Source organism: Pseudomonas sp. TWI628 (genome assembly GCF_039673865.1).
GTDB lineage: Bacteria > Pseudomonadota > Gammaproteobacteria > Pseudomonadales > Pseudomonadaceae > Aquipseudomonas.
The window spans coordinates 116,441-139,605 of record NZ_JBDJMM010000002.1; the positions used below are offsets into that span (position 1 = coordinate 116,441).

Genomic DNA, 23,165 nt, shown 5'->3' on the forward strand with positions numbered 1-23,165 from the left:
TGAAGCGGCATCTTAGGTGCCGCTTCGGCCCTGCCTGAGTTGTATGGAATGCGCGAACACGGGGCAACTGGCAAAAATGCTAGGTGGCCCGTGGCTATCAATCGCGATAGAAGGTCTGCACCAGGTGGTAGCCGAACTTGCTCTTGATCGGCCCGTGCACCACGCGCAGGGGCTTCTTGAAGATCACCTGGTCGATCGCGCCGACCAGCTGGCCCGGGCGTACTTCACCCAGGTCACCGCCGCGTTTGCCCGACGGGCAGGTGGAGAACTTCTTCGCCAGCACGTCGAAGGCCTCGCCGTTGGCGATGCGCTGCTTGAGCTTTTCGGCTTCGTCAGCGGTCTTGACCAGGATGTGGCGGGCTTGAGCTTTCATGGGTACACCTGTGCTTCGGGGCGAAAAAGGGCGCCATTATGCCTGATCGCGCAGCTCCGTGCGGTCACGAAACTGCTCCAGCGCCTGCGGGTTGGCCAGGGCGTCGGTATTTTTCACCGGCAGCCCGTGCACCACGTTGCGGATGGCCAGTTCCACCAGCTTGCCGCTGATGGTGCGCGGGATGTCGCTGACCTGGGCGATCACCGCCGGCACATGGCGCGGTGTGGTGTACTGGCGGATCACCTGGCGAATGCGCTGGCGCAGGGCGTCGTCCAGGTGCAGGCCATCGCGCAGGCGCACGAACAGCACCACGCGCACATCGCCGTGCCAGTCCTGGCCGATGGCCACGCTTTCCAGCACCTCTTCGACCTTTTCCACCTGGCGGTAGATCTCGGCCGTGCCGATGCGCACGCCGCCGGGGTTGAGCACGGCGTCGGAACGGCCATGGATCAACCAGCCACCGCTGCTGCGCTGCTCGGCGTAGTCGCCCTGCGCCCAGACCCCGGCGAACTGGCTGAAATAGGCGTCATGGTAGCGGCTGCCGTCAGCGTCGTTCCAGAAGCCCAGGGGCATCGACGGGAAGTTGCGGGTGCAGACCAGCTCGCCTTTTTCGTCGAGCACCGGCTGGCCCTGCTCGTTCCAGACCTCCACGGCCATGCCCAGGCCCTTGCAGGCCATTTCGCCACGTCGCACTGGCAGGGTCGGGTTGCCGAGCACGAAGCACGAAACGATATCGGTGCCACCGGACATCGAGGCCAGGCACACATCAGCCTTGATCTTGCCGTAGACGTAGTCGTAGCTGTGTGGCGACAACGGTGAACCGGTAGACAGGATCAGCCGCAGGCTGTCCAGGCGATGGCTGCGGGCCGGTTGCAGACCGGCCTGTTCAAGCGCAGCCAGGTACTTGGCACTGGTGCCGAAGGCCTGGATGCGTTCGCCGTCGATCAGGTCGAGCAGGCGCTCGGGGCCAGGGTGGAACGGTGAGCCGTCGTACAGCACCAGGGTGGCGCCGACGGCCAGGCCGCTGGCCAGCCAGTTCCACATCATCCAGCCGCAGGTGGTGTAGTAGAACAGCACGTCGTCGGCCTTCAGGTCGTTGTGCAGGCCGTGTTCCTTGAGGTGCTGCAGCAGCAGGCCGCCGGCGCGGTGGACGATGCACTTGGGCACACCCGTGGTGCCGCTGGAATAGAGGATGTACAGCGGGTGGTCGAACGGCAGCGAGGCAAACACAGGCTCGCCGCCAGGCTGGTAGAAGTCATCCCACAGGCTGACCTTGGCGGCGGTGAATTCAGCCGCTTGTGTGTGCGGGCGGGTATAGGGCACCACGATCAACTGCTGCAGCCCCGGCAACTGGGCGCAGACCTGGTTGATCTTGTCGACCTGGTCGATCGACTTGCCGGCGTATTGATAACCGGCGCAGACCAGCAGCAGTTTCGGTTCGATCTGGCCGAACCGGTCGATGATGCCGTGCAGGCCGAACTCCGGCGAGGACGTCGACCAGACCCCGCCCAGGCTGGTGCAGGCGAGCATCGCCACCAGGGTTTGCCAGGTATTGGGCATGACCGCAGCGATGCGGTCACCGGGCTTGACGCCGGCTGCCATGAACGCCTTCTGCAGGCCTGCGACTTCGGCGGCCAGTTGGGCATGAGTGATGACCACGCGTTGGCCATCTTCGCGCACCGAAACCAGCGCAGGCCGGTCGTCACGACGGCGCAGCAGGTGTTCGGCGAAATTCAGCGTGGCGCCGCTGAACCAGCGGGCGTCGGGCATGTGCGCGCCTTCGCTGAGGACCTGGCTGGGCGGGGTATGCCAGGCCACCTGAAAATAGTCGGCAAGGGTTTGCCAGAAGGCCGGGCGCTGCTCGATGCTCCAGCGGTGCAGGGCCGCGTAGTCATTGAGCTGCAGGTTGTAGCGCAGGTTCACCCGGCGGCGGAAGGCATCCATCCGGCTGGCTTCGATCTGCGCCGTGGAGGGGCGCCAGAGCACATCGTTCATGCCGAACCTCCAGAGAATGCTTGGGGTTGAGGGCCCCATGAAGGGCCCTCGGAGTCACTTATTCCACTTTAGCGGTTTGCACGTCGGCCGATGCCGACCACACGCGATATCGCACTTCGACACCCTTGGGCACGTACACCACCACGGGCAGCTTGCTGTTGTAGCGCAACATGAAGCCTTCACCGACCACCGGCACGAAGGCCTGGGTCTTGTTGCCATCCGGGCAGGCCATCAGGGTGCTGGCCGGGCCAGCGACCTTGTCCAGGCGGTAGTAGCTGTATCCCCAGCCTTCGAGGGTATGCTCTTCCAGGCTGCCGGCCAGGCGCTGGCGGTTGCAGTCCACTTCCAGCGTCTTGCCGGCCAGGATTTCCAGCTTGTGGGCCGATTCATCGGTTTGCGCCGGCAAGTGGATGACCTGCCGGGTGAAGCCTTTTTCCGCCTCGGGATAGGGCGCGACGTCCTTGAGGCTGGCCGCCATCGCCGGAGCGGCGGCGGCCAGGGTCAGGGCAAAGATCGCGGACATTGGGGTAGGGCGCATAGGGCCTCCTTGCAGATAGACGGGTGCAAGACCGTTGCCAGGCCCAGGCCGCCCGTCACTGGGCCAACCAGCCACCGTCGACGTTCCAGGCGGCACCGCGAACCTGGCTACCGGCCTCGCTGCACAGGAATAGTACCAGCTCACCGAGGTGCTCGGGGGTGACGAAGGCCAGTGAAGGCTGCTTCTCGGCCAGCAGATCCTCTTGTGCTTGCTGCGGATCGACGCCGTTGGCAGCACGATCGTCGATCTGTTTCTGCACCAGCGGGGTCAGCACCCAGCCTGGGCAGATGGCGTTGCAGGTGACGTTGCTGGTGGCGGTTTCCAGCCCCACCACCTTGGTCAGCCCGATCACGCCGTGCTTGGCCGCCACATAGGCCGCCTTGCCGGTGGAACCGACCAGCCCGTGTACCGAAGCGATATTGATGATCCGCCCCCAGTTGCGCGCGCGCATGCCGGGCAGGGCCAGGCGGGTGCCATGGAACACTGCCGAGAGGTTGAGGGCGATGATCTTGTCCCAGCTTTCCAGCGGGAACTGCTCCACCGGCGCCACGTGCTGGATGCCGGCGTTGCTGACCAGGATGTCGACGCCGCCGAACTCCCGTTCGGCCATCGCGAACAGCGCTTCGATCTGTGCCACCTCGGACAGGTCCGCCGGGTGGTGGGCAACCTTGACGCCATGGCTGGCGATCTGTGCCAAGGCTGGCGACGGGTCGCCGAAACCGTTGAGCACAATGTTCGCTCCGGCGCGGGCCAGCACCTGGGCGATACCCAGGCCGATGCCGCTGGTGGAGCCGGTGACGAGTGCCGTCTTGCCTTTCAAAGTCATGCACAAACTCCTTAGACGATGCCGGTGGCGTAGAAGGTGGCGATGACCACGAATACCGCCACGGTCTTGATCAGGGTAATACCGAAAATGTCCTTGTAGGCTTCGCGGTGGGTCAGCCCGGTCACTGCCAGCAAGGTGATCACCGCGCCGTTGTGCGGCAGGGTGTCCATGCCGCCGCTGGCCATCGCGGCCACCCGGTGCAGCACTTCAAGGGGAATGTTGGCAGCATGGGCAGCGGCGATGAAGCTGTCGCTCATGGCCGCCAGGGCGATGCTCATGCCGCCCGAAGCGGAGCCGGTGATGCCGGCCAGCAAGGTCACGGTGATCGCTTCGTTGACCAGCGGGTTGGGTATTCCGCGCAAGGCATCGGCCAGCACCAGAAAGCCCGGCAGCGAAGCGATCACGGCACCAAAGCCATACTCGGATGCGGTGTTCATGGCCGCCAGCAGGGCGCCACCCACTGCACTCTTGGTACCTTCGGCCAGGCGCTCGCGGATAACCCCGAAGGCACATACCAGCACCATCACGATGCCCACCAGCAGAGCCGCCTGCACCGCCCAGATCGCCGTGAGCTTGGCCACGTCGCTGTTGACCGGCGCGCTCATGCCCGGCAGTTGCAGGGTGTGGCTGGGGCCATACCACTGCGGGATCCAGTGGGTGAACAGCAGGTTCATCACGCCCACCAGCACCAGCGGCGACAGCGCCAGCCAGGGGTTGGGCAGGGCCAGGTCAGCGGCCGTCTCAGGCTCGTTGCGCAGGTTGCTGCCATAGCCTTCGCCCGCACGCTGGGCCTTGTTGCGTTGGCGCTGCAGGTAGAGCATGCCGCTGCAGAACACGAACAGCGTGCCGATCAACCCCAGCCACGGCGCGGCCCAGGCGGTGGTGTTGAAGAAGGTGCTGGGGATGATGTTCTGGATCTGCGGGGTGCCGGGCAGGGCGTCCATGGTGAACGAGAACGCGCCCAGGGCGATGGTCGCCGGGATCAGGCGCTTGGGTATGTCGCTCTGGCGGAACATTTCGGCGGCGAACGGATACACCGCGAACACCACCACGAACAGCGACACGCCGCCATAGGTGAGCAGGGCGCAGACCAGCACGATCACCAGCATTGCCTGGCGGGTGCCGAGCAGGCGGATGGCAGCGGCGACGATCGAGCGCGAGAAACCGGACAGTTCGATCAGCTTGCCGAACACCGCGCCGAGCAAAAACACCGGGAAGTAGAGCTTGATGAAGCCGACCATCTTCTCCATGAACACCCCGGTGAACGCGGGGGCCACGGCGGCGGGGTCGGTGAGCAGGACGGCGCCGAGGGCGGCGATGGGGGCGAAGAGGATCACGCTGTAGCCGCGGTAGGCGGCCAGCATCAGCAGGGCCAGAGCGGCGAGGGCGATGAGCACGGTCATCGGGATGGATCTCCTGGGTGAGTCTTGTTGTTATGGGTGACCGGGAGATAGCGGGAATCGTGCCAAATTAGTAACGTATTGAATTTAAAGGAAAATCCTCTTCCAGTTTTAAGCCGTGTCTATATGTTGAGACGGTAAGGGGCTGCTTTGCAGCCCATCGCCGGCAAGCGCGGCTCCCACAGGGGGCGCGGCACCCAGGGGGAGCCCGGCGTGCCGGCGATCGAGGGCGAAGCCCTCGTGACAATCTCAAATTAGAAACACAAATCTCTAATCAGAGACCAAGCGCAACCATCTTCTTGTACAAGGTCGAACGCCCCAACCCCAAGGCCTTGGCCGCTTCAGGCACATTCCCCGAATGCTCGGCCAATGCCCCGCCAATCAGCCGGCGCTCGAACTGTTCGCACGCCTCACGATAGCTCATCCGTTGTTCCTGACCCGCGACCGGGCTCAATGGCCCCAGCGCCGCAGCCAGGTCGGCTACGCCAAGGCGCGGCTGGTCAGCCAGCAACGTCGCCCGCTCCAGCACGTTGCGCAGCTCACGAATGTTCCCAGGCCACCCATGCCGCGCCAGCAATGCCTGGGCATCCTGCTCCAGTTCGTACTGGCTACCCAACTCGGCCAGGATCGCTTCACACAGCGCCGGCAAGTCCTCGACCCGCTCGCGCAGCGGCGGCACTTCGATCGGCAGCACATTCAGCCGGTAGTAAAGATCGGCACGAAACGCCCCGCGGGCCATGGCTGCCTGCAGGTCGATGGAGGTAGCGGCAATGATGCGCACGTCACTGCGCAGCATCTGGTTGGAGCCGACCGGTTCGTACTCCTTTTCCTGCAGTACGCGCAGCAACTTGCTTTGTAGCGCCAAGGGCATGTCACCAATCTCGTCGAGGAACAAGGTGCCGCCCTCGGCCAGTTGCAGTTTGCCGCTGCGGCCCTTGCGATCGGCACCGGTAAAGGCGCCGGGCGCGGTGCCGAAGAACTCGGCTTCCAGCAGGGTTTCGGGGATTGCCGCGCTGTTGATACTGACGAAGGCCTTGTGCGCCCGCGGCGAAGCCGCATGGATGGCATGCGCCAGCAACTCTTTGCCGGTGCCGGTCTCGCCCAGCAGCAGCACGGGCGAATCGCTGCTGGCACCGCGCCGTGCGCGGCGTTTGGCTTCGAGGCTGGCCGGGCTGCTGCCGACGAACTGGGCAAAACTGTACTTGGCCTGGCGTGCGCGCAATTGCGAGCGGGTGCTGGCCAGCTCCTGCTGCATGCTCGCAAAGCGCTTGAGCAAGGGCGACAGGCTGCGCAGCTCCTCGAACAGGGCGAAGCCGATGGCGCCGATCAGGGCGCCCTGGGCATCGTGAATCGGCAGGCGCATCACCACCAGCGGCTCGTTGGGGGTATCGAGCATGTCCAGCAGGATCGGCCGGCCATCGCTGACCACCTGGCGCATCAGGCTGCCCGGTATGACCGCCTCGCACGGCTGGCCGATCGCGCTGGCCGCGTCGGCCAGGCCGAAGCGCCGGGCGTAGCGCTCGTTCATCCAGACAATGCGTGCGTCGCGGTCGACGATCACCGTGCCTTCGCTGGACTGCTCGATGATTTCGAACAACGAGCGGATCGCCAGTTGCCGTACCTGGGGGTAGTCCTTGAGGCTGTCGCTGTCATGCATGGGAAGAATCCTGAAACCTATCTTCTGGGGTCGAACGCCTCGCGCAGCGCATCGCCGATGAACACCAGCAGTGACAGGATCACCGCCAGGGCAAAGAACGCGGTAAAGCCCAGCCACGGCGCTTCCAGGTGCTGCTTGCCCTGGGTCACCAGTTCTCCCAGCGAGGCACTGCCCGCGGGCATGCCGAAGCCGAGGAAATCCAGCGCTGTCAGCGTGGTGATCGCCCCGGTGAGCATGAACGGTACGTAGGTGAACGTCGCATTCATCGCGTTAGGCAGCACATGACGCAGCATCACCAGGGTGTCTGACAGCCCCAGGGCACGCGCCGCCTTGACGTATTCGAGGTTGCGCCCGCGCAGAAACTCGGCGCGCACCACATCGACCAGGGCCAGCCACGAGAACAGTGCCATGATGCCCAGCAGCCACCAGAAATCCGGCTCGACAAAGCCGCTGAGGATGATCAGCAGGTACAGCACCGGCAGCCCCGACCAGACCTCCAGCAAGCGCTGCCCGAACAGGTCCACCCAGCCACCGTAATAGCCTTGCAGCGCGCCGGCACCGACCCCGATGAGTACGCTGATCACGGTCAGGGCAAAGGCGAACAGCAGCGAGGTACGCGTGCCATACAGCACCCGCGCCAGCACGTCGCGGCCCTGGTCGTCGGTGCCCAGCCAGTTGCTCGCGCTCGGCGGGCTGGGAGTGGGGACCAACAGGTCGTAGTTGGGTGTGTCGGCACTGAACGGGATGGGGGCGAACAGCATCCAGCCGCCTTGGCCCTCGATCAACTGGCGCACGTAGGCGCTGCGGTAATCGGGCTGGAACGGCAGCTGGCCACCGAACTGCTGCTCGCTGTAACGCTTGAGCGCAGGCGTGTACAGATCACCTTTGTAGCTCAGCAGCAGCGGCTTGTCGTTGGCCACAAGCTCCGCGCACAGGCTCAGTATCAGCAGGCCGGCGAACAGCCACAGCGACACCCAGCCCAGGCGGTTGCGGCGAAAACGCTGCAGGCGACGACGCGCAACCGGCGACAGCATCAGTGCGCCCTCGTGTCGAAGTCGATGCGCGGGTCGAGCACGGTGAAGGCCAGGTCACCGATCAGGCGGAACAGCAGGCCGGCCAGGGTGAAGATGAACAGCGTGCCGAACACCACCGGGTAGTCGCGGGACACGGCCGCTTCGTAGCTCATGCGGCCAAGGCCGTCGAGGGAGAAGATCACCTCGATCAGCAGCGAGCCGGCAAAGAACACCGTGATCAACGCCTGGGGCAGGCCGGCCAGCACCAGCAGCATGGCGTTGCGCAACACGTGCCCATAAAGCACGCGGCGTTCGCTCAGGCCCTTGGCGCGGGCGGTGACCACGTACTGGCGGGAGATTTCATCGAGGAAGGCGTTCTTGGTCAGCAGGGTGAGGGTGGCAAAGCCACCGATCACCAGGGCGCCGACCGGCAGCACCAGGTGCCAGAAGTAATCGGCGACCTTGCCCAGCAGGCTGAGCTGGTCGAAGTCATCCGATACCAGGCCACGCACCGGGAACCAGTTCAGCGAAGTACCGCCGGCGAACAGCACGATCAGCAGCAGCGCGAACAGGAACGAGGGCAGGGCATAGCCGACCACGATCAGCGCACTGCTCCAGGCATCGAAGCGGCTGCCGTGGCGTACCGCCTTGCGGATGCCCAAAGGGATCGACACCAGGTAGGTGATCAGCGTGGCCCAGAAGCCCAGCGACAGGGTCACCGGCAGCTTGTCGAGGATCAGGTCGGTGACCTTGGCGCCGCGGAAGAAGCTTTGGCCGAAGTCCAGCCGGGCGTACTGGCCGAGCATCAGCCACAGGCGTTGCGGGGCGCTCTTGTCGAAACCGTACTGGCGCTTGATCTCCTCGATCAGCTTCGGGTCCAGGCCGCGGGTGGCACGGGACTCGCCGTGTACCACTTCGGTCCGCGAGCCTGGCGCACCGCCGCCCAGCCCCTGCAGCCGCGCCACCGCCTGCTCGACCGGGCCGCCGGGCGCGGCCTGGACGATGGCGAAGTTGACCAGCAGGATCGCCAGCAAGGTCGGAATGATCAGCAGCAGGCGCCGCAGGAGGTAGCTGGTCATGGCTGGGCCTTCTGCCGTTCGGCCATCTGCGCATTGGTCAGCGCCGTCGGGCTGATTTCCCACCAGCTGTCGAGGCCTTCGTCATAGGCGGGCTGGACGTTCGGCAGGCCGAAGCGGTTCCACCACACCGTCGAGCTGCCGGGCGGGTAATAGTTGGGGATCCAGTAGTAGTTCCATTGCAGCACCCGGTCCAGGGCATGGGCATGGCGCAGCATGTCGGCCTGGGTGTCGGCGCGCACCAGGCCGTCGATCAGCTGGTCGACCACCGGGTCCTTGAGCACCATCAGGTTGTTCGAGCCCGGGTCGTTGGCGGCGGCCGAGCCGAAGTAGTTGTACAGCTCGGCGCCTGGCGACAGGGTCACCGAATAGCCAGTGACGATCATGTCGTAGTCACGGGCCATCAGCCGGTTCACGTACTGCGCCGAATCGACGTTGCGGATGTTCAGGGTGATACCGATCTGGGCCAGGTTGCGCTTCCACGGCAACAGCAGGCGCTCCATACCGGACTGGCCGTTGAGGAAGGTGAATTCCAGCGGCTCACCCTGGGCGTTGACCAGGCGATCGCCGTCGGGGTGCCAGCCGGCCTGTTGCAGCAAGGCCAGCGCCTGCAACTGTTGCGGGCGAATGATCCCCGAGCCGTCGGTAACCGGTGCCGTGAACACCTGGTTGAAGACTTCGTCCGGCACCCGGCCACGCAGCGGTTCGAGCAGCTTGAGCTCGCCCGCATCCGGCAGTTCGCGGGCTGCCAGCGGGGTATTGGAGAACACGCTCTGCTGGCGGATGTACATATTGCGCATCATCTGCCGATTGCTCCATTCGAAGTCCCAGAGCATGGCCAGCGCCTGGCGCACGCGGCGGTCCTTGAACTGAGGCTTGTCCAGGTTGAACACGAAGCCCTGGGCCGCTTGCGGCTTGGCCGGGCCGAGATGGGCGCGCTGCAGGCGGCCATCGTCCAGCTGCGCGCCGTTGTAGCCCAGGGTGTAGGCGGTGGCGGAGAACTCGCGGTTGTAGTCGTAGCCGCCGCCCTTGAGCACCTGGCGCGCCACTTCGGTATCGCCGAAATACTCGATGCGGATGTGTTCGAAATTGTAGCGCCCGCGGTTGGCAGGCAGGTCCTTGGCCCACCAGTTCGGGTCGCGTTCGAAGGTGATGCTGCGGCCGTTGTCGATGCGCCCGATGCGGTACGGGCCGCTGCCAACCGGCTTGTCGAAACCGGCGCCGTTGGCGAAGTCGCGGTTACCCCAGTCGTGCTCGGGCAGTACCGGCAGGCTGGCCAGGTCCAGGGCCAGGGTGCGGCCGTGCGGCTGTTTGAAGTCGAAGCGCACCTGCAGCGGGCCTTCGACCGTGACCCCGGCGACTTCGGCGAACTGGGTGCGGTACTTGAGGCTGCCTTCGGCCATGAGCTTGTCGAAGCTGAAGCGCACATCTTCGGCGCGCACCGGCTTGCCGTCGGCGAAGGTCGCCTTGGGGTCGATCTCGAAGCGCAGCCAGGTGTCATCCGGGCCGCGTTCCATGCGCCGGGCGATCAGGCCGTAGACGGTATAAGGCTCGTCGAACGAGCGTTGCGCCAGGGGCGCATACAGCCAGCCATCGACCTCGCTGACGCCGATGCCTTTGTCGATGTAGGGCAGGATATGGTCGAACTGGCCGATCTCGATGGCCGAGCGGCGCATCAGGCCACCCTTGGGGGCGTCGGGGTTGACGTAGTCGAAGTGGCGGACGCTTTCGCTGTAGCGGGGGGCTTCGCCGTAGACGGTAAGCGCGTGAGTGGGCGCGGCCTGCGCCATCCAGCCCATACACAAAAGCACGACCCCATAAATGACCTGTGGGAGCGGGTTTACCCGCGAAGAGGCCCGAGCAGGCAATGGGTTTACCTGCTCTGGCCTATTCGCGGGTGAACCCGCTCCCACAAGGGACACGATGATCAGCAGATCAGTCCTGGCGGCTGGTCACTTCCAGCAGGTGGTAGCCAAACTGGGTCTTGACCGGGCCCTGTACGGTGTTGACCGGGGCGCTGAACACCACGGTGTCGAATTCCTTGACCATCTGGCCTGGGCCGAACGAGCCCAGGTCACCGCCTTGGCGGCTGGACGGGCAAGTGGAGTTGGCCTTGGCGATTTCAGCGAAGTCGGCACCGGCTTCGATCTGGGCTTTCAGTTCGTTGCACTTGTCTTCAGTGGCGACGAGGATGTGACGGGCGGTGGCGCGTGCCATGGTTACTGCTCCTTGGGGGTGAAAACGGCAAGCCTAGCGCACTTGATTGGGTCATGTCTCGCCAGGCTTGCTGTAGCCGCTTCACAGACGCGCTGCGGCCTCGCGCAGCAAGCTCTCGGTCGCGCTCCAGCCCAGGCAGCCATCGGTGATCGACACGCCGTATTTCAGCGCGCCCTTGCCCAGCGCCTGGCAGCCATCGAACAGGTGGCCTTCGAGCATCACGCCGACAATCGCGCGGTCACCCGCCAGGCGCTGGGCCAGCACGTCCTCGAACACGGCGGGCTGGCGGGCCGGGTCCTTGCCGCTGTTGGCATGGCTGCAGTCGACCATGATGCGGGCCTGCAAACCTGCCTTGGCCAGCCCTTGGCGGGCCTGGGCAATGCTGCCGGCAGCGTAGTTCGGGCCGTTATGGCCGCCGCGCAGCACCAGGTGGGTGTCCGGGTTGCCCAAGGTCTCGATGATCGCCGGGTAGCCCTGCGCATCCATGCCGAAATGGCGGTGCGGGGCCGCAGCGCTGCGCATGGCGTCACAGGCGATGCCAACGCCACCGTCGGTGCCGTTCTTGAAACCGACTGGCAGCGCCAGGCCGCTGACCATTTCCCGGTGAATCTGCGATTCGGTGGTGCGTGCGCCAATCGCCGCCCAGCCCAGCAGGTCATCGAAGTAGCCGGCCGCCATCGGTTGCAGCAACTCGGTGGCAATCGGCAAGCCACGTTCGATCATGCTCAGCATCAAGCCACGGGACAGGGCGATGCCGGCATGCATGTCGTCGCTGCCATCGAGGTGCGGGTCGTAGGCCAGGCCTTTCCAGCCGACCGTGGTGCGCGGCTTTTCCACATAGGCACGCATCACCAGCAGCAGCTTGTCATCGACTTCGCGGCTCAGCGCCGCCAGGCGGTCGGCGTATTCCAGGGCCGAGCGGGGGTCGTGGATCGAGCACGGGCCGACGATCACCAGCAGGCGCTCATCGCGGCCGTCGAGAATGGCGCGGATGGCCTGGCGCTGGCTGTGGACTTGCTGGGCGAGTTCGGTAGACAGCGGCATCTGTTGCTTGAGCAGGTGCGGGCTGGGCAGGCGCTGGCTGACGGTGGTGTTGGCCGCTTGCGGTTGGGTCAGGGGCAGAGCGAGGTTGGAGGCGTGCATGGCGTATGTTCCCTGGGCGGACGGCGGGTTCTGGCCCGCGCGGTCGGCCCTATCGAGGTGTTCGACTATTCGTTGATTGATTGTCTGCAGCATTGCCACCGGTGAGGGACCGATCGGAGGCGGCAGGCTGGCCCGAACGGGATTGGCTAAATCGCCAGGCATAGGTGCTTGCGTAGTAATAAGTGGCGTAGTTCATGAATCTGTCCTCGGTTCGAATCGGTAAAAGTGCAATGGCCTGAAAAGCAAAACCCCCGGTCGGGGAGCCGACCGGGGGTTTGAGTATTCTCATGTTCGGCGGCCCCTCGAAGGTGGGCGCCGGGTGGGTATCGGCGCCTAGTGGCTAAACCAATACCCAAAGTAATAGCTGGCAGCAGCCTGGCAGCCGGCAACGGCCAGCACAGGGCGCAGGTTGCGACCGGTGTGGTTGGCGGGGTTGCGGGTGAGTTTCGGCATGTCGCGCTCCAGTGAATGAGCCCGAGCTTACTTCAGGCGCTGCGCACTGTTCAATGGATAAATGCTATTGCGCCGATAATTGCACAAAACGGATAGCACTCTGCAGACGATGGATATTGCCGCCCCAGGGCAAACCCTAACCTGACCCGGTCTGAACTATAACAATGGAGACCCTGGCCATGTCCCTGGGATTCGACTACCTCAATGCCATGCTCGAGGACGATCGCGAAACCGGCGTCTATCGCTGCAAACGTGAAATGTTCACCGACCCGCGCCTGTTCGACCTGGAGATGAAGCACATCTTCGAGGGCAACTGGATCTACCTGGCCCATGAAAGCCAGATTCCCGAGAAAAATGACTACCTCACCCTGACCATGGGGCGCCAGCCGATCTTCATCGCGCGCAACAAGGACGGGGAACTCAATGCCTTCCTCAATGCCTGCAGCCACCGCGGTGCCATGCTGTGCCGGCACAAGCGCGGCAACCGCTCCAGCTACACCTGCCCGTTCCACGGCTGGACCTTCAACAACAGCGGCAAGCTGCTCAAGGTCAAAGACCCGAGCAACGCCGGCTACCCCGACAGCTTCAACTGCGACGGCTCCCACGACCTGACCAAGGTTGCCCGCTTCGAGTCGTACCGTGGCTTCCTGTTCGGCAGCCTGAATGCCGATGTCAAGCCGTTGGTCGAGCACCTGGGTGAGTCCGCCAAGATCATCGACATGATCGTCGACCAATCCCCGGAGGGCCTGGAAGTGCTGCGCGGTGCCAGCTCGTACATCTACGAGGGCAACTGGAAGCTCACCGCCGAGAACGGCGCCGACGGTTACCACGTCAGCTCCGTGCACTGGAACTACGCCGCCACTCAGAACCAGCGCAAGCAGCGCGAAGCGGGTGACGAGATCAAGACCATGAGCGCCGGTGCCTGGGCCAAGCAGGGCGGTGGCTTCTATTCCTTCGACCACGGCCACCTGCTGCTGTGGACCCGTTGGGCCAACCCTGAAGACCGCCCGGCCTTCGAGCGCCGCGACCAGCTGGCCGCCGACTTCGGCCAGGCCCGCGCCGACTGGATGATCGAGAACTCGCGCAACCTGTGCCTGTACCCGAATGTGTACCTGATGGACCAGTTCAGTTCGCAGATCCGCATCGCCCGGCCGATTTCGGTGAACAAGACCGAAATCACCATCTATTGCATCGCGCCGAAGGGCGAGAGCGCTGATGCCCGGGCCAAGCGTATCCGCCAGTACGAAGACTTCTTCAACGTCAGTGGCATGGCCACCCCGGACGACCTTGAAGAATTCCGCTCCTGCCAGACCGGCTACGGCGGCGGCACCGGCTGGAATGACATGTCCCGTGGCGCGCAACACTGGGTCGAAGGTGCCGATGACGCAGCGAAGGAAATCGAACTCAAGCCGCTGCTGTCGGGCGTGCGCACCGAGGACGAGGGCCTGTTCGTGCTGCAGCACAAGTACTGGCAGGACACCATGATCAAGGCGCTGAAACAGGAGCATCAACAGGCACAGCAACTGATTCCCGTGGAGGCCGTGCAATGAGCCTGCATGACACCGTGCGCGACTTCCTCTACCGCGAAGCGCGCTACCTGGACGATGCCCAGTGGGACCAGTGGCTGGAACTGTACGCCAGCGACGCGACCTTCTGGATGCCGTCCTGGGACGATGACGACACCCTCACCGAAGACCCACAGAGCGAAATCTCGCTGATCTGGTACGGCAACCGTGGCGGCCTTGAAGACCGCGTGTTCCGCATCAAGACCGAGCGCTCCAGCGCGACCGTGCCGGACACCCGCACCTCGCACAACATCAGCAACATCGAGATCGTCGAACAGGGCGAAGGCAGCTGCCAGGTGCGCTTCAACTGGCACACCCTGAGCTTCCGCTACAAGACCACCGACAGCTACTTCGGCACCAGTTTCTACACCCTCGACCTGCACGGCGAGCAGCCGCTGATCAAGGCCAAGACGGTGGTGCTGAAGAACGACTACGTGCGTCAGGTCATCGACATCTACCACATCTGATCCGAGGTATCGCGAGCCGCTCGGTGTGCCCTTTGGCGCGCCGCGGCCAGGCTCGCCCGTGAGGTGCAACATGAGCTTCCAGATCGCGCTTAATTTCGAAGACGGGGTGACCCGCTTCATCGAGGCCAGCGGCCATGAAACCGTGGCCGATGCCGCCTACCGCCAGGGCATCAACATCCCGCTGGACTGCCGCGACGGCGCCTGCGGTACCTGCAAGTGCAAGGCCGAGTCCGGGCGCTACGACCTGGGCGACAACTTCATCGAAGACGCCCTGAGCGAGGATGAAATCGCCGAAGGCTACGTGCTGACCTGCCAGATGCGCGCCGAAAGCGACTGCGTGGTGCGCATTCCGGCCTCGTCACAACTGTGCAAGACCGAACAAGCCAGCTTCGAGGCGGCCATCAGCCAGGTGCGCCAGCTGTCGGCCAGCACCATCGCCTTGTCGATCAAGGGTGAGGCACTGGGCCGCCTGGCGTTCCTGCCGGGGCAGTACGTCAACCTCAAGGTGCCGGGCAGCGACCAGAGCCGCGCCTATTCCTTCAGCTCGCTGCAGAAGGACGGCGAGGTCAGCTTCCTGATCCGCAACGTGCCGGGCGGCCTGATGAGCAGCTTCCTCACCAGCCTGGCCAAGGCCGGCGACAGCATGAGCCTGGCTGGCCCATTGGGTAGCTTCTACCTGCGGCCGATCGAGCGCCCGCTGTTGCTGCTGGCCGGTGGTACGGGCCTGGCACCGTTCACGGCGATGCTGGAGAAGATTGCCGAGCAGGGCAGCGAGCACCCGCTGCACCTGATCTACGGGGTGACCAACGATTTCGACCTGGTCGAACTGGACCGCTTGCAGGACTTGGCGGCGTGCATCCCCAACTTCACCTTCAGCGCCTGCGTGGCCAACCCCGACAGCCAGTACCCGCAGAAGGGCTACGTGACCCAGCACATTGCGCCGCAGCACCTCAATGACGGCGATGTCGATGTGTACCTGTGCGGGCCGCCGCCGATGGTCGAGGCGGTGAGCCAGTACCTGCGCGAGCAGGACATCAACCCGGTGAATTTCTATTACGAGAAGTTCGCGGCGGCGGCTGCCTGAGTTTCCTTGGGGCTGCCGGCATCGTGCGGGTGCCGGTGGCCTCCTTTTATTGCAATGGCCTCGGCGAGGGCTTTGCCGGCGATGGGGCAAATGAGGAAAGAGCGATGAACAACAGATTCCAAGGCAAGGTCGCGCTGGTCACCGGCGCCGCCCAAGGCATTGGCCGCGGCGTGTGCTGGCGGCTCAAGGCCGAAGGCGCGCAGGTGGTGGCGGTGGACCGTTCCGAGCTGGTCCACGAACTGGCCGGGGAGGGCATGCTGACCCTGACTGCCGACCTCGAACGGTATGCCGATTGCTCCCAGGTCATGGCCACGGCGGTGGCAACCTTCGGCCGCCTCGACATCCTCGTCAACAACGTCGGCGGCACCATCTGGGCCAAGCCCTTCGAGCACTATGAAGTGGAGCAGATCGAGGCCGAAGTGCGCCGCTCGCTGTTCCCGACCCTGTGGTGCTGCCACGCGGCACTGCCGTACATGCTCGAACGCTGCAGCGGTGCCATCGTCAACGTCTCGTCGATCGCCACCCGTGGGGTCAACCGCGTGCCGTACGGCGCGGCCAAGGGCGGCGTCAACGCACTCACCGCGTGCCTGGCCTTCGAAACCGCCGGCCGCGGCATTCGTGTCAACGCCACCGCGCCAGGCGGCACGGAAGCGCCCCCGCGCCGGGTGCCGCGCAACACCAGCGAGCAGAGCGAGCAGGAAAAGGCCTGGTACCAGCAGATCGTCGACCAGACCCTCGACAGCAGCCTGATGCACCGCTACGGCAGCATCGACGAACAGGTCGGCGCGATCCTCTTCCTGGCCTCCGACGAGGCCTCCTACATCACCGGCGTGACCTTGCCGGTGGGGGGCGGCGACCTCGGCTGAACACTCCTCATCAAAGCCCCCAGGCAAAGCGTTCCTCCAAAACAACAACAAGAGAGACAGATGCCATGCGAACCCTAGACGTACACCCGATCATCGATAACGCCCGCTTCACGTCATTTCACTGGCTGGTCATGGCCTTGTGCGGCCTGCTGCTGATCTTTGACGGCTACGACCTGTTCATCTACGGCGTCGTGCTGCCGGTGATCATGAAGGAGTGGGGCCTGACCCCGTTGCAAGCCGGCGCGCTGGGCAGCTACGCGCTGTTCGGCATGATGTTCGGCGCCCTGGCATTCGGCAGCCTGGCCGACCGCATCGGTCGCAAGAAAGGGATCGCCATCTGTTTCGCCTTGTTCTCCGGGGCGACCATCCTCAACGGCTTTGCCAGCAGCCCCGGCGAGTTCGGCATCTACCGCTTCATCGCCGGCCTTGGCTGCGGCGGCCTGATGCCCAATGCCGTGGCGCTGATGAACGAATACGCGCCCAAACGCCTGCGCAGCACCCTGGTGGCGATCATGTTCAGCGGCTATTCGCTGGGCGGCATGCTCTCGGCAGGGGTCGGCATCTTCATGCTGCCGCGCTTTGGCTGGGAGTCGATGTTCTTCGCCGCTGCGGTGCCGTTGCTGCTGTTGCCGGTGATTCTTTACTACCTGCCGGAATCCGTTGGCTTCCTGGTGCGCCAGGGGCGTACCGATGAAGCGCGCAAGCTGCTCAAGCGCCTGGCCCCGGATTGCGATGTGCAGGCGGATGACACGCTGCAGGCGGCGGACCGCAAAGGCGCTGGCAGCTCGGTGCTGGAACTGTTCCGCAACGGCCTGGCCATCCGCACCCTGGCCCTGTGGCTGGCGTTCTTCTGCTGCCTGCTGATGGTCTATGCGCTGAGCGCGTGGCTACCCAAGCTGATGGCCAACGCCGGCTACAGCCTGGGGTCGAGCCTGTCGTTCCTGCTGGCGCTGAACTTCGGCGGCATGGCCGGGGCAATTCTCGGCGGCTGGCTGGGCGATCGCTACAACCTGGTCAAGGTCAAGGTGGCCTTCTTCATCGCGGCTGCGTTGTCGATCAGCCTGCTTGGGGTGAACAGCCCGATGCCGGTTCTCTACCTGCTGATCTTAGTCGCGGGTGCCACCACCATCGGCACGCAGATCCTGCTGTATGCCGGTGCTGCCCAGCTCTACGGCCTGTCGGTGCGCTCCACCGGCCTTGGCTGGGCATCGGGTATCGGCCGCAACGGTGCCATCGTCGGCCCGCTGCTTGGCGGCGCGCTGATGGGCATCAACCTGCCGCTGCAACTCAATTTCATCGCCTTCGCCATCCCCGGCGCGATTGCCGCGCTGGCCATGGCCGTGCACCTGGCCAGTGGCCGGCGCCAGGCCCAGATGGCGGCGGCCTGATTCTTCAACTGACTGAACTGGAGCTTTTGCATGACAAGCCCGACCATCGAACGGCTGGACGCGATCATCGTCGACCTGCCGACCATCCGCCCGCACAAGCTGGCCATGCACACGATGCAGCAGCAGACCCTGGTAGTGCTGCGCCTGCGCTGCAGCGACGGCGTCGAAGGCATCGGCGAGGCCACCACCATCGGCGGCCTGGCCTACGGCTACGAGAGCCCCGAGGGCATCAAGGCCAACATTGACGCGCACCTGGCGCCCGCGCTGGTCGGCCTGCCAGCCGACAACATCAACGCCGCCATGCTCAAGCTCGACAAGCTGGCCAAGGGCAACACCTTCGCCAAGTCCGGCATCGAAAGCGCCTTGCTCGACGCCCAGGGCAAGCGCCTCGGCCTGCCGGTCAGCGAACTGCTCGGCGGCCGTGTGCGCGACAGCCTGGAAGTGGCCTGGACCTTGGCCAGCGGCGACACCGCCCGCGACATCGCCGAAGCCGAGCACATGCTGGAAGTCCGCCGCCACCGCGTGTTCAAGCTGAAGATCGGCGCCAACCCGCTGGAGCACGACCTCAAGCACGTGGTGGCGATCAAGCGCGAGCTGGGCGAGCGCGCCAGCGTGCGCGTCGACGTCAACCAGTACTGGGACGAGTCGCAAGCCATTCGCGCCTGCCAGGTGCTCGGCGACAACGGCATCGACCTGATCGAACAGCCGATCTCGCGCATCAACCGCACCGGCCAGGTGCGCCTGAACCAGCGCAGCCCGGCACCGATCATGGCCGACGAATCCATCGAGAGCGTCGAGGACGCCTTCAGCCTGGCCGCCGACGGCGCAGCCAGCATCTTCGCCCTGAAGATCGCCAAGAACGGCGGCCCGCGGGCCGTGCTGCGCACCGCGCAGATCGCCGAAGCGGCCGGTATCGCGCTGTATGGCGGGACCATGCTCGAAGGCTCGATCGGCACCCTGGCCTCGGCCCATGCCTTCCTCACGCTGCGCCAGCTGACCTGGGGCACCGAACTGTTCGGGCCGCTGCTGCTGACCGAAGAGATCGTCAACGAGCCGCCGCAGTACCACGACTTCCAGCTGCACGTGCCGCGCACCCCGGGCCTGGGCCTGACCCTCGACGAACAACGCCTGGCGCGCTTTGCCCGCCGCTGAACCAACAGGAGAACTGAACATGCTGTTCCACGTGAAGATGACCGTGAAATTGCCGGTCGACATGGCCCCGGCCAAAGCCGCGCAACTGAAGGCCGACGAGAAGGAACTGGCCCAGCGCCTGCAGCGCGAGGGCAGCTGGCGCCACCTGTGGCGCATCGCCGGGCACTACGCCAACTACAGCGTGTTCGACGTGCCCAGCGTCGAGGCATTGCACGACACGCTGATGCAGCTGCCGCTGTTCCCGTACATGGACATCGAGGTCGACGGCCTGTGCCGCCACCCGTCGTCGATCCACAGCGACGACCGCTGATTCAACCCTTTGCCCAAGAACACCATGAGGTAACCATCATGACCGTGAAGATTTCCCACACTGCCGATATCCAGAAGTTCTTCGAAGAAGCCGCCGGCTTTGGCAACGACCAAGGCAGCCCGCGCCTCAAGCGCATCATCCAGCGTGTGCTGCAGGACACCGGGCGGCTGATCGAAGACCTGGAAATCACCGAGGACGAGTTCTGGCACGCCGTCGACTATCTCAACCGCCTCGGCGGGCGCGGTGAGGCCGGGTTGCTGGTGGCAGGCCTGGGCATCGAGCACTTCCTCGACCTGCTGCAGGATGCCAAGGACGCCGAAGTCGGTTTGACCGGCGGCACCCCGCGCACCATCGAAGGCCCGCTGTATGTGGCCGGTGCGCCGCTCGCTGAAGGTGAAGTGCGCATGGACGACGGCAGCGAGGAGGGCGTGGCTACCGTGATGTTCCTCGAGGGCCAGGTGTTCGACCCTCAGGGCCAGCCGCTGGCCGGCGCCATTGTCGACTTGTGGCATGCCAATACCCGTGGCACCTACTCGTTCTTCGATCAGAGCCAGTCCGAATACAACCTGCGCCGACGCATCATCACCGATGCCGAAGGCCGTTATCGCGCGCGCTCCATCGTGCCGTCCGGTTATGGCTGCGACCCGCAGGGCCCGACCCAGGAATGCCTGGACCTGCTCGGTCGCCATGGCCAGCGCCCGGCACACGTGCACTTCTTCATTTCGGCGCCGGGGCATCGCCACCTGACCACGCAGATCAACCTGGCCGGGGACAAGTACCTGTGGGACGACTTTGCCTACGCCACCCGTGACGGGCTGGTGGGCGAGGTGGTGTTCCATGAAGGGGCAGAGGGGCGCCATGCCGAGTTGAAGTTCGACTTCCAGCTGCAGAAGGCCCAGGCCAATGCGGATGAACAGCGCAGTGGTCGGCCACGGGCCTTGCAGGAGGGCTGATACATCGCCTTGGCTTCTTCGCAGGCGTGCCCGCGAAGAAGCCGACACAGAACAAGAGCCAGCCACCAAGGCCGGCCGATGCCTTGCGAGAAGTCTCATGAAAACCCTGATCAAGGACTGCTCCCTGTCAGCCCTGGTCGCCGGCTGCATCGCGACCCTGATTTCCTACGCCGGCCCACTGGTGATCATCTTCCATGCCGCCGAAGCCGCCGGCCTGTCCCACGCCATGCTGTCGTCCTGGGTCTGGGCCGTGTCCATGGGCAGCGCCGTGCTGGGGGCGGTGCTCAGCCTGCATTACCGGGTGCCGGTGGTGATTGCCTGGTCGATCCCAGGATCGGCACTGCTGGTCACCGCCTTGCCCCAGCTCGGCCTGGAGCAGGCCGTAGGTGCTTACCTGGTCGCCAACCTGCTCCTGCTGCTGATCGGCATCAGCGGGGCCTTCGACCGCATCATCGCGCACCTGCCGGGCGCCATCGCCGCGGGTATGCAGGCCGGCATCCTGTTCAGCTTCGGCACCGAGGTTTTCCGGGCACTGCCGGTGCAGCCGCTGCTGGTGCTGGCGATGTTCACTAGCTACCTGCTGATGCGCAGGCTGCAACCGCGCTATGCCGTCGCTGCCGTGCTGTGCGTCGGTGCGTTGGTGACCCTGGCCAGTGGTGCCTTGCGCAGCGAGGCACTGGTGCTGGAGCTGGCCTCGCCACAGTGGATTACCCCGCAGTTCAGCCTGGCGGCAACCTTCAGCCTGGCACTGCCCATGGTGCTGGTGGCACTGACCGGGCAGTTCATGCCGGGCATGGCAGTGCTGCGCAACGCAGGCTACGGCACGCCGGCCAGCCCGCTGATCAGCGCCAGTGCTCTGGCCGGTGCGCTGCTCGCACCGTTCGGTTGCCATGGCCTGAACCTCGCGGCCGTTACTGCCAGCCTGTGCACCGGCCATGAAGCCCATGAGAACCCGCGCCGGCGCTATGTCGCGGCCGTCGCCGGCAGCACGTTGTACCTGCTGCTGGGGGTTGCCGGGGCCACCTTGATGTCGCTGTTCGCTGCGTTTCCCGCCGCGCTGATCGCAGCCCTGGCCGGGCTTGCCCTGTACGGCGCCATCAGCGAGGCCCTGGCACGCAGCCTGGCTGAACCCAGCGAGCGTGATGCCGGGTTGTTCACCTTCCTGGTCACCGCCTCGGGGGTGTCCTTCCTGGGCCTGTCGGCAGCGTTCTGGGGCCTGCTGTTCGGCCTGCTGGCCCATGCACTGCTGCGCCTGCGCCGCCCGCAACGCCGCGAGGTGCTGCGCCGCAATTCCTGAAAAACCGTGTTCCCCGCGCTTTATCCATAACAACAAGATCAAGAGAGCTTCGGAATGAACCACACCCCTTGCGTCGCCATTGGGCTGACCTTGCTCAGCCCCTCCTTGTTCGCCGCCGAAGGCGGCTTCTTCGAGGATGCCAAAGCCAGCCTCAGCGCCCGCAACTACTACTTCAGCCGTGATTTTTCCGACATCGTCGGGGCCAACCAGCAGTCCAAGGCCGAGGAGTGGGCCCAGGGCTTCATCCTCGATTTCAAGTCCGGCTACACGCCAGGCCCGGTCGGCTTCGGCGTCGATGCCCTGGGCCTGCTCGGCATCAAGCTCGACAGCAGCCCGGACCGGGTCAACACCGGTCTGCTGCCGGTGCACGGTGATGGCCGCGCGGCTGACGAGTACAGCCGCCTGGGCCTCGCTTTCAAGGCCCGGCTGTCGAAGACCGAGCTGCGCGTGGGCGAGTTGCAGCCCAACCTGCCGGTGCTGACCTTCAGTGATATCCGCCTGCTGCCGCCGACGTACCAGGGCACCAGCATCAGCTCGGCGGAAATCGACGGGCTGACCGTGCAGGCCGGGCACCTGACCAGCAGCCACCTGCGCAACGAGGGCGGCGATGGCAAGATGAACGCCATGCTCGGCCATGTGCCCCAGCGCCAGGCCGAAAGCGATGCCTTCAACTATGTGGGCGGTGACTATGCGTTCAACGCCAACCAGAGCAGCGTCAGCCTGTGGTACGGGCAGCTTGAAGATATCTACCACCAGGGTTTCCTGGGCCTGAAGCACAGCAAGCCGGTGGGGGACTGGGTGCTGAGTGCCAATCTTGGCTATTTCACCGCCCAGGAGGATGGCGATGCGTTGCTGGGCAAGATCGACAACCAGGCGTTTTTCTCGATGTTCACTGCCCGGCTGGGTGGCCACAGTTTCCATGCTGGCTACCAGGGCATCTATGGCGACAGCCCGTTCCCACGGGTGTTCGCCAACATTTCGCCGTTGGGCAACGAAGTGCCGACCTATGAGTTTGCCTATACCGACGAGCGTTCGTACCAGCTGCGTTACGACTACAACTTCGCGGCCATGGGTGTTCCAGGCCTGACAGCGACGGTGCGCTATATCACCGGCAACAACGTCGACACGGGCAAAGGGTACGAAGGCAAGGATCGCGAACGCGATCTGGATATAGGCTATGCCGTGCAGAGTGGGGTGCTAAAAGGGCTGGGCATCAGGGTTCGCAATGCCATGGCGCGCTCCAACTACCGCAGTGATATCGACGAGAACCGGTTGACCCTGGTGTACACCTGGCAGCTGTTTTGAGGCGTCACCGGCCATTTGTTGTCACACAGCAGCGATTGCGCCACCCGGGTAACGGGGGTTAGGTTTCCTCAATGGCCATTGAGGAAA

At 64.8% G+C, this 23,165-nt stretch carries 21 protein-coding genes; 10 read left to right on the forward strand and 11 right to left on the reverse strand.

The genetic code is table 11. The annotated features are described in order from the left end of the window. Positions 1 to 97: 97 nt before the first annotated feature. From ABE528_RS02090 to ABE528_RS02140, 11 genes are all read right to left on the reverse strand, one after another. Positions 98 to 373, reverse strand: a complete 276-nt coding sequence (locus tag ABE528_RS02090; protein ID WP_008095636.1) for a peptidylprolyl isomerase — start codon at positions 371 to 373, stop codon at positions 98 to 100. A 36-nt stretch (positions 374 to 409) separates the two neighbouring features. Then, positions 410 to 2,368 (reverse strand): acetoacetate--CoA ligase, encoded by a 1,959-nt coding sequence (locus ABE528_RS02095; protein WP_346652011.1) that lies wholly within the window; start codon positions 2,366 to 2,368, stop codon positions 410 to 412. A 58-nt stretch (positions 2,369 to 2,426) separates the two neighbouring features. Further along, entirely contained in the window at positions 2,427 to 2,906 is a 480-nt protein-coding gene (eco, locus tag ABE528_RS02100; protein ID WP_346652012.1) for a serine protease inhibitor ecotin, read from the reverse strand. A gap of 55 nt (positions 2,907 to 2,961) precedes the next feature. Further along, on the reverse strand, positions 2,962 to 3,732 hold the full coding sequence (gene hbdH, locus ABE528_RS02105) for a 3-hydroxybutyrate dehydrogenase (RefSeq protein ID WP_346652013.1): 771 nt from the start codon (positions 3,730 to 3,732) through the stop codon (positions 2,962 to 2,964). Positions 3,733 to 3,743: 11 nt separating this feature from the next. Continuing rightward, complete coding sequence (locus tag ABE528_RS02110) at positions 3,744 to 5,135, reverse strand: GntP family permease (RefSeq protein ID WP_152957521.1); 1,392 nt, start codon at positions 5,133 to 5,135, stop codon at positions 3,744 to 3,746. A 271-nt stretch (positions 5,136 to 5,406) separates the two neighbouring features. Further along, a complete protein-coding gene (locus ABE528_RS02115; RefSeq protein ID WP_346652014.1) occupies positions 5,407 to 6,789 on the reverse strand; it encodes a sigma 54-interacting transcriptional regulator in 1,383 nt (460 codons plus the stop codon). Between the two features lie 17 nt (positions 6,790 to 6,806). Further along, the gene (locus tag ABE528_RS02120) at positions 6,807 to 7,823 is read right to left on the reverse strand and encodes an ABC transporter permease (protein WP_152957519.1); all 1,017 of its coding nucleotides are present in this window, start codon (positions 7,821 to 7,823) and stop codon (positions 6,807 to 6,809) included. Continuing rightward, a complete protein-coding gene (gene yejB, locus ABE528_RS02125) occupies positions 7,823 to 8,881 on the reverse strand; it encodes a microcin C ABC transporter permease YejB (protein WP_346652015.1) in 1,059 nt (352 codons plus the stop codon). The genes ABE528_RS02120 and yejB overlap by 1 nt, the downstream gene beginning before the upstream one ends. Continuing rightward, positions 8,878 to 10,806: an extracellular solute-binding protein gene (locus tag ABE528_RS02130; protein ID WP_346652108.1), complete on the reverse strand. Its 1,929-nt coding sequence runs from the start codon at positions 10,804 to 10,806 to the stop codon at positions 8,878 to 8,880. Before ABE528_RS02130 ends, yejB begins: the two co-directional genes overlap by 4 nt. Positions 10,807 to 10,813: 7 nt before the next feature. Beyond that, the gene (locus ABE528_RS02135; protein ID WP_054884552.1) at positions 10,814 to 11,095 is read right to left on the reverse strand and encodes a peptidylprolyl isomerase; all 282 of its coding nucleotides are present in this window, start codon (positions 11,093 to 11,095) and stop codon (positions 10,814 to 10,816) included. A gap of 81 nt (positions 11,096 to 11,176) precedes the next feature. Continuing rightward, entirely contained in the window at positions 11,177 to 12,238 is a 1,062-nt protein-coding gene (locus ABE528_RS02140; protein ID WP_346652016.1) for a 3-deoxy-7-phosphoheptulonate synthase, read from the reverse strand. Between the two features lie 632 nt (positions 12,239 to 12,870). On the opposite strand from ABE528_RS02140, the gene benA reads away from it, so the two are divergent. The 10 genes from benA (at position 12,871) to ABE528_RS02190 (ending at position 23,078) form a co-directional block, all read left to right on the forward strand. Continuing rightward, positions 12,871 to 14,241, forward strand: a complete 1,371-nt coding sequence (gene benA, locus ABE528_RS02145; protein ID WP_346652017.1) for a benzoate 1,2-dioxygenase large subunit — start codon at positions 12,871 to 12,873, stop codon at positions 14,239 to 14,241. Then, positions 14,238 to 14,723, forward strand: coding sequence for a benzoate 1,2-dioxygenase small subunit (benB, locus tag ABE528_RS02150; protein WP_346652018.1), 486 nt, complete (start codon positions 14,238 to 14,240; stop codon positions 14,721 to 14,723). The genes benA and benB overlap by 4 nt, the downstream gene beginning before the upstream one ends. A gap of 70 nt (positions 14,724 to 14,793) precedes the next feature. Beyond that, positions 14,794 to 15,807 carry a benzoate 1,2-dioxygenase electron transfer component BenC gene (benC, locus tag ABE528_RS02155; RefSeq protein WP_152957513.1) on the forward strand — a complete coding sequence of 338 codons (1,014 nt, stop codon included), beginning with the start codon at positions 14,794 to 14,796 and terminating at the stop codon, positions 15,805 to 15,807. Positions 15,808 to 15,911: 104 nt separating this feature from the next. Then, positions 15,912 to 16,673: a 1,6-dihydroxycyclohexa-2,4-diene-1-carboxylate dehydrogenase gene (locus ABE528_RS02160; RefSeq protein ID WP_152957512.1), complete on the forward strand. Its 762-nt coding sequence runs from the start codon at positions 15,912 to 15,914 to the stop codon at positions 16,671 to 16,673. A gap of 65 nt (positions 16,674 to 16,738) precedes the next feature. Next, positions 16,739 to 18,061: an aromatic acid/H+ symport family MFS transporter gene (locus ABE528_RS02165; RefSeq protein WP_346652019.1), complete on the forward strand. Its 1,323-nt coding sequence runs from the start codon at positions 16,739 to 16,741 to the stop codon at positions 18,059 to 18,061. Between the two features lie 30 nt (positions 18,062 to 18,091). Beyond that, a complete protein-coding gene (locus ABE528_RS02170; RefSeq protein WP_152957510.1) occupies positions 18,092 to 19,213 on the forward strand; it encodes a muconate cycloisomerase family protein in 1,122 nt (373 codons plus the stop codon). Positions 19,214 to 19,232: 19 nt separating this feature from the next. Further along, positions 19,233 to 19,523 carry a muconolactone Delta-isomerase gene (catC, locus tag ABE528_RS02175; protein ID WP_346652020.1) on the forward strand — a complete coding sequence of 97 codons (291 nt, stop codon included), beginning with the start codon at positions 19,233 to 19,235 and terminating at the stop codon, positions 19,521 to 19,523. A 38-nt stretch (positions 19,524 to 19,561) separates the two neighbouring features. After that, positions 19,562 to 20,476: a catechol 1,2-dioxygenase gene (gene catA / locus ABE528_RS02180; protein WP_346652021.1), complete on the forward strand. Its 915-nt coding sequence runs from the start codon at positions 19,562 to 19,564 to the stop codon at positions 20,474 to 20,476. Between the two features lie 97 nt (positions 20,477 to 20,573). Next, a complete protein-coding gene (locus ABE528_RS02185; RefSeq protein ID WP_346652022.1) occupies positions 20,574 to 21,773 on the forward strand; it encodes a benzoate/H(+) symporter BenE family transporter in 1,200 nt (399 codons plus the stop codon). A gap of 54 nt (positions 21,774 to 21,827) precedes the next feature. Further along, a complete protein-coding gene (locus ABE528_RS02190) occupies positions 21,828 to 23,078 on the forward strand; it encodes an OprD family porin (RefSeq protein ID WP_346652023.1) in 1,251 nt (416 codons plus the stop codon). Positions 23,079 to 23,165: the final 87 nt, after the last annotated feature.